Origin of the sequence: Candidatus Aquicultor secundus, from assembly GCF_002791875.1 — a bacterium.
In the GTDB taxonomy this organism is placed as follows: Bacteria; Actinomycetota; Aquicultoria; order Aquicultorales; family Aquicultoraceae; genus Aquicultor_A; species Aquicultor_A secundus.
The window spans coordinates 1-6,812 of the sequence record NZ_PFNG01000039.1 but is presented as its reverse complement, the minus strand read 5'-3'; the positions used below and the strand labels follow the sequence as shown (position 1 = coordinate 6,812).

The window sequence follows — 6,812 nt, the reverse complement described above, 5'->3', positions numbered from 1 at the left end:
CAATCCAGCCGAGCTATACCCGGCTTACGCCGCCTGCTCCATCTTACCCGTTATGTACTCGGATACCATATCGCAAAGCGCCTGTAAATCGGCATTACCCATTGCTGAAAAAACATTTTTGCTTACCGATATCGGCTCTTTCGATAGAGTGGCGCCGGCATTCTCAATCTCATCTTTTAAGAACGCTGGAGCGGTTATTGTAAGCCCGTTTATAAATCCCATCGAGGCAAGCATTGCCGCTCCCCCGTCTACAGAAACAATCGCAGCCCTCCTATTAAACGCTTCCTGCAGCAGGCTTTGTGCCGCGGGATCGTCCTTTACGGCTCCCGCGGTAATGCCATCCGCAATAACCACTACATCGGGGGTGAGCAACCCGGCCTGATCAAACGACATATCACTATGCGTATTAACAAGCCCGGCATCATCTTTAATTTCATCGTCTGCGTTAAAACCGGCTATGCGCGTCGATGCATTAAGGTTCCCAAAACATTCCCATAACGACTTGAACGCACCGGCCTCGAAACCGTCGACCGCTAAAAACACAACGACTTTATTCATCATATCGGCCATTTTAATCCCTCCAAATTCTTTATGCCGTTTTATCACCTTTTATCACCTATACATTTTTTACCCTTGTGCGTGCTTTTTACCGCGTGTGAGAAACATAAATTTGCTATTTCTGCAAAGAGAATGGTTATCCTGCATGTAAATCCGCTATTTTACGGACAGTAGCGTTGTAAAGGCCTGGTATCTTGCCTATAATTTAGTGCTATAATAGGTAGCGATAGCATGGTTGCTTATATCAGTTAATTCCTGCTATGTGGCGGCCAAGCACATGAGCATTGTCTGAGCGGAAAGGTATCGTTTACCTGCGTTGAAAGAACCTTGCAAGAAAAAGGCGTTTCTTTTTCTGTTGTTATACCGTTGGCTTACTCTAACCAATGTTGTAATCCTCAACCTGACCGGGGCGAAGCGTATTGCGCTATTACCCTTCGCGTTGGTTCTGATATATAATGTTGCCCTCAGCTCGTTCCCGGGGCAGGTGTATGAAAAAGTCAGAAAAGTGCCCCTACTGCTATCGATCGACCTTATTTTTCATGCACTTATTCTTTTCATAAGCGGTGGGTGGGCGAGCCCGTTTTTCCTATGCGGCCTGAGCCCCTTGCTTACGTCGGCGCTGCTTTTCAAGTTTAAGGGAGCGATCTATTCGGCAACAGCTTATAGTATGCTCTATTTGCTCGAGCTGTCCGGCAATAGGTTCTCGATCGCGAAATTTGTTCAAATGAAGCAGCTCGATTCGTTTATCTCGGATTTCGTCTCATTCTTCCTGGTAGCAATCTTTTTCGCCTACCCCTCTCACCTTCTTGACCAGCTTGAGGAAAGTAAGCAAGAAGCGGGACTTGTCAAGCAAGATCTTGAGCAGGCATATAAAAGACTCGACCTCGCGTACCAGCTCGTTCCGCTCTCAAAACGAGAAATGGATGTGCTGCGCCTTATATCGGAGGGCAAGAGCAATAAGGAGATCGCCGAGGCGCTATTTCTATCAAAGTCCACAATAAAGACCCATGTTTCAAGTATCCTTAAAAAGCTCAACCTTAAATCAAGATCAGAAGCAGTGGCATACTTCTACAAAGAAGAAAATGCTTCCTTAAATTAATACCTTCTTTGACCTGGTCAATCGCTAGCACTAGAATAACTCATACTCTCTACTTGCCATAACTCATGCTTTTGACCGATACCGAAACAGGTGCAATCCACCTACAATATGAGTTACAAGGTAGCATCTGAAGGTTTGCAAAGTGAGGAGGCGAAGAGGAGGAAGAACGAAAACTGTTTTAAGGTATTGCAATAGCAAATGAAAAGGAGGCAGGATATGTTTAAACAGAGAGATATATTGATTGTTTTGATCCTGGTTGCAGCTTTGGCTGGAAACACAATTGCTTATGCAACAACAAAATACAGCCCACCTCGGGCGAGGTGCTATGGATTTCAATATTCTGATCTGGATACACGATTGACCGCAAAGCATGGTAGCGACGAACTCGATCTTGTTGGTTATGACAGTATGTATCTTTATGACAACCCAGCTCATTATGCATACAATAATATGTATCAGAACGCTATTTATGCCTTTACTGGCCATGGCGTTACATTCAGCGGCCATCCCGGAGGCGTTGTGTTCTGGAATACATATACGAGTTCTTATCCGAAAACGACTTACTTTAGGTCTGGTAGCGGCTCGAATACAAGTAGCCAAGTATGGTTAAATAACTTATCTAATAGCAGTTTCTCTGAAATGCTACTAGCTGTTAATGCCGGTTGCTATACTGCATATAGCGATTCCACGTATGGTAATTATACCAAGCGGATGTATGAAAAAGGGGCTAACACAGCTATAGGATTTGGAGATTTAGTATTAGACGAGTACAACAAGAAATGGTTTGAAACCTTTTTCTGGTATGTCCGTTACAACTATACCTTTGGCAATGCTTCCTACAACGCTGCAAGAGATACAGGACAACTTTACGATCCTCAATTTGGGCGCAGTGATTGGGGTGGCCTTTGGAGCGTAACACTTTATGGTAGCTCGACTGCAAAAGGTACACCAGCTAGATACGGCATATAATAGGAGGTGCTGACTGTAATGATAAACCGTAAAAAGCTACTGGGGTTCATGGCAGGTATCGTTATATTGAGCTTGCTAATGGCCGTGATCATAACTTTACACAACATAGATAGCAAGAGAAATATAGTTAATGCCGAGAGTTTTGCTAGCAAAACAGAGGCTGTGGAGCGAGCCAAAGCGTCTGTTGCGCTGTTAGGAAAAAATGTGGATACTCTCGAGATTTTGGATGGGTATCCAATAGAGGGCGTTTATGCAATCGGTGATAGGGAACGCAAGTTTATGGTTAAGGTAAAGAAATCAACAGGTGAACTTATAGGTATCAGCAGCAGCGATGATATTAATGCTCATGGTCCGGTAAAGGTGTCGCTGGAGGATGCTAATAAATTAGCTAAGCAGTTTGCAGAGAAAGCAGGTGTGAACTTAGCAGGATGTGAACTTACTACTGAGGATTTTGGACCTGACAGTCCAGCCAAGAATTTATACTTGTTTAAATGGTTTAAGGTGAACAAGGACGTTATTTTGCCATCGAGTATTAATGTGGCGGTTAATAAAAGTACTGGTAAGATCGCTTCGTTTAGTAAAACTGATGTGGCCGTTAATATACCAATCGAACCAAGAATTGCCAAAGAGAAGGCAATCAAATTAGCCGATAAATCGTTAGGCCTATCTGTTAAAGGCAATAAAGTTAAGATGATAAATGATCCAAATGCATCGTTGGGCGTATCGGTTAAGAATGGTATCCAGCAGTTGGTTTGGACCATAGACTTCAAGTTCATTGAAGCGATACCAGGTGGAGAAGATGGCGCTGGTATACCGAGATTCGTGTCCGTCTTAGTCGATGCGCAAACGGGCGAGATATTTGATCCAATGAAGTAGTTCCTGCTCATACGCCTAGTACTAGAAAAACTCATACTCTCTACTTGCCATAACTCATACTTTTGACCGATACCAAAACTAGTGCAATCCACTTACAATATGGGTTGCAAGGTAGCATCTGAAGACTTACAAAGTGAGGGGCAACGCTGAAAAGGAGTATCTCAACCTCCTTTTCAGCGCTTTTTTTTAGTGTGTTATAAGGTGGTGATTTCGGGGTCGGCGATTTTTACGCTTTCGCCGGTTGTTGTATCTATGGCCCTGAAGAAGCATGATTTGTGGCCGGTATGGCAGGCAACGCCTACCTGCTCGACAAGCACAAGGAGAGCGTCGGCATCGCAGTCGTAGCGTATCTCTTTAACGTTTTGGATGTGGCCGGAGGTGTCTCCCTTGCACCAGTATTGCTGACGACTCCGGCTCCAGAACCAGGTCCTACCCGTTTCGATCGTTTTCTTGACCGATTCTTTGTTCATATACGCGACCATCAGGATTTCATTGGTTCCGACCTCCTGAATAATCGCCGGGATTAGACCGTTTGAATCAAATTTTAGCTCTTCCAGAATTTGCACGCGCTTACTCTCCCCTTCATACTTTGTCCGCACTCTCTGCACTTTCTGCACTTATATACCATATTATGCTTCGGTGCTACCACCCTCTCCGGGCTGGGTCGGCTTTATTAGCCCAGGCGAGACCGATCTCGTATACTCCCGCAGTATCTCCTGAACGGCCCGACTAACGGCATCTACAAGTTTTGCCATCTCCCCCTGGTACGGGTCGTAACCCGCATCGAGCAGGTGCCTATCGATAATGCTCTTTATATGGACCCGCCCGAAATCACTCTCACGCATGCGTATCATCCCCTCCGGATTAAAGCTCCACGTCCCCTGGATGATACATACCCGTAACTAGACACTAGAAACTGAAGAAGCGCTCCTTATAACAAAACAGCCCACTCTCTCGACCTACAATCATTCGGCATTCCCAAGGCTCGCAATTCCCTATTCGCAATTCGAAATTCGTAATTCCCCTGGGCCCTATAATCGAACGGGAATTCCCTGACCTGCCATGTATTCTTTGACCTGGCGGATCGAGAGTTCCCCGTAGTGGAAAAGTGAGGCCGCAAGCACTGCGTCGGCACCTGTTTCAACTACTACTTCAGCAAAGTGCTCGAGTTTTCCGGCGCCGCCCGAGGCGATAACCGGGATGTTGACCGCACCGCAAATCGCCTTCGTAAGCGGCAGGTCATAGCCATCTTTCGTGCCGTCCCTACCCATGCTGGTCAAGAGAATTTCTCCCGCGCCCAGTTGCTCGACTTTTCTTGCCCACTCTACGGCGTCGATTCCGGTCGGGACACGACCGCCGTTTACGTAGACCTCCCATTTATTCGGCCCGGCACTTTTCGCGTCGATAGCGACGACGATGCATTGCGAGCCGTAGCGCCGCGACGTTTCCCGGACTACCTTGGGGTTTTTTACCGCCGCGCTGTTCATCGAAATTTTATCGGCGCCGGTCGAGAGCATGCGCCGTATATCATCGCTTGATTTAATTCCACCGCCGACCGTATACGGGATGAAGACCTCCTCGGCGGTGCGAGAGGCGACGTCGAATATGGTGTCGCGCTGCTCGTGTGAGGCGGTTATATCCAGAAACACCAGCTCATCGGCACCGGCCTTGTCATAGACCGAAGCCAGCTCAACCGGGTCGCCGGCATCCCTTAAATTCACGAAGTTAACGCCCTTTACAACCCTTCCGTCACGGACATCAAGGCAAGGGATAACCCTAACCGTTAGCATTATCCCACCTCGCAAGCTCTATCGCTTCGGCGAGAGTGAAGTTTCCCTCGTAGAGCGCACGCCCGATGATCACACCTTCAACGCCTGATTCTTGCAGCGGTTTTAATTGACGAATATCGCTTAAAGAAGAAACACCGCCCGAGGCGATGACCGGAATAGTTATATTCTCGGCAAGTTCTCCCGTAGCGAAGATATTTACACCGGTTTGAGCCCCGTCCATCATTATGTCGGTATAAACGATTCTGCTGACGCCGTACGCCTCGAGCTGCATGGCGACATCGGTTGCGAAAATATCGGTATCCTCGACCCAGCCCTTAATCGATACTTTGCCGGCCCTCGCATCAAGCCCGGCAACGATTTTGGCCGGATATTTGGCGCATGCGGCCTTCACCAGTTCGGGATCGGTTATCACGGAAGTGCCAAGAATCGCCCTGGCAACGCCGGCCGCAAAAACACTATCCAAATCTTCGATAGTCCGCAGCCCCCCGCCCAACTGCACGGGAATCTTGACGGTCTTTACAATATTCTCTATCGCGGCGAGGTTCTGGGGCGAGCCCTGAAACGCACCGTCGAGATCGACAAGGTGTAAAAATTGCGCCCCCTCGTCCTGCCATTTTACGGCCATGTCGGCGGGGTTGTCGGCATAAATCGTCGCCTTATCCGCCCGTCCCTGGAACAGGCGCACACATTTGCCACCCATGATATCGATGGCTGGATAAATTATCACTTGCACAACCTCCCAAAGTTTTCAAGCACCTTAAGGCCCACGTCGCCACTCTTTTCAGGGTGGAATTGCACGGCGAACACGTTATCAGACCAGATACTGGATGTAAATTCAAATCCGTAATCGGTAACTGTGGCTATGATCCCCGTATCGGATGGATCTACGTAATACGAGTGAACGAAGTAAAAATTCGACCCCTCGGGAACGCCTTCGAAGATGGGCGGCTTGTTCGCATACCTGACCTGATTCCAGCCCATATGCGGGATTTTCTGCCCTTCGGGAAGCCGGCGCACCCTGCCATTAAAAACGCCAAGGCCCTTATGGATGCCGTCCTCCTCGCTCTCCTCCATGAGAAGCTGCAGGCCGAGGCAAATGCCAAGGAACGGCTTTGAGCTGTTGATACTATCGTAAACCGCTCCCTCAAGACCGGCGGATTTAAGATTTGCCATACAATCAGCAAACGCGCCTACACCCGGCAGCACGACTCCCTGAGCTTTATTTATAAATCCGGGGTCGTCCGAGACTGCGACCTCAAAGCCAAGCTTCTCAAACGCCTTCTCAACGCTCCGTAAATTCCCCATCCCATAATCGATTATCGCTATCATTGCTTACCACTCTCTTTAAGTAACTTGCCAACTATTCGTTGCCAATTATTCGCTCGATGTCATTCTTAACACCAGCAATTGTCATTCTGAACGAGCGATTAGCGAATGGTGAACGCCGGCAATTGTCATTCTGAGCAGGTCCTTCGCTATCGCTCAGGATAAACTCCGAATCTAGAGAACACTCACAGACT

The 6,812-nt window shown here is 47.8% G+C and carries 9 protein-coding genes; 3 read left to right on the top strand and 6 right to left on the bottom strand.

The features are described 5' to 3' along the window. Nucleotides 1-24: 24 nt before the first annotated feature. Nucleotides 25-606, bottom strand: a complete 582-nt coding sequence (locus COY37_RS01670) for a DJ-1/PfpI family protein (RefSeq protein ID WP_286678658.1) — start codon at nt 604-606, stop codon at nt 25-27. A 268-nt stretch (nt 607-874) separates the two neighbouring features. Here COY37_RS01670 and COY37_RS01665 point away from each other — a divergent pair, with 268 nt between their 5' ends. The 3 genes from COY37_RS01665 (at nt 875) to COY37_RS01655 (ending at nt 3,502) form a co-directional block, all read left to right on the top strand. Next, the gene (locus COY37_RS01665; protein ID WP_286678659.1) at nt 875-1,657 is read left to right on the top strand and encodes a response regulator transcription factor; all 783 of its coding nucleotides are present in this window, start codon (nt 875-877) and stop codon (nt 1,655-1,657) included. Between the two features lie 216 nt (nt 1,658-1,873). Continuing rightward, complete coding sequence (locus COY37_RS01660; protein WP_286678660.1) at nt 1,874-2,626, top strand: hypothetical protein; 753 nt, start codon at nt 1,874-1,876, stop codon at nt 2,624-2,626. Between the two features lie 18 nt (nt 2,627-2,644). Further along, a complete protein-coding gene (locus tag COY37_RS01655; RefSeq protein WP_286678661.1) occupies nt 2,645-3,502 on the top strand; it encodes a YcdB/YcdC domain-containing protein in 858 nt (285 codons plus the stop codon). 194 nt (nt 3,503-3,696) lie between these two features. Here the strand turns inward: COY37_RS01655 and hisI are convergent, their stop codons facing one another. The 5 genes from hisI to hisH all read right to left on the bottom strand — a co-directional run bounded on the left by hisI (nt 3,697) and on the right by hisH (nt 6,621). Next, nucleotides 3,697-4,068, bottom strand: a complete 372-nt coding sequence (gene hisI / locus COY37_RS01650) for a phosphoribosyl-AMP cyclohydrolase (protein ID WP_286975696.1) — start codon at nt 4,066-4,068, stop codon at nt 3,697-3,699. Nucleotides 4,069-4,131: 63 nt separating this feature from the next. Next, nucleotides 4,132-4,347 carry a hypothetical protein gene (locus COY37_RS01645; protein ID WP_286678663.1) on the bottom strand — a complete coding sequence of 72 codons (216 nt, stop codon included), beginning with the start codon at nt 4,345-4,347 and terminating at the stop codon, nt 4,132-4,134. Nucleotides 4,348-4,533: 186 nt separating this feature from the next. Then, entirely contained in the window at nt 4,534-5,292 is a 759-nt protein-coding gene (gene hisF, locus COY37_RS01640; RefSeq protein ID WP_286678664.1) for an imidazole glycerol phosphate synthase subunit HisF, read from the bottom strand. Next, a complete protein-coding gene (gene hisA, locus COY37_RS01635) occupies nt 5,279-6,019 on the bottom strand; it encodes a 1-(5-phosphoribosyl)-5-[(5-phosphoribosylamino)methylideneamino]imidazole-4-carboxamide isomerase (RefSeq protein ID WP_286975692.1) in 741 nt (246 codons plus the stop codon). Before hisA ends, hisF begins: the two co-directional genes overlap by 14 nt. Then, complete coding sequence (gene hisH / locus COY37_RS01630; RefSeq protein WP_286975690.1) at nt 6,016-6,621, bottom strand: imidazole glycerol phosphate synthase subunit HisH; 606 nt, start codon at nt 6,619-6,621, stop codon at nt 6,016-6,018. The genes hisA and hisH overlap by 4 nt, the downstream gene beginning before the upstream one ends. Nucleotides 6,622-6,812 lie beyond the last annotated feature (191 nt).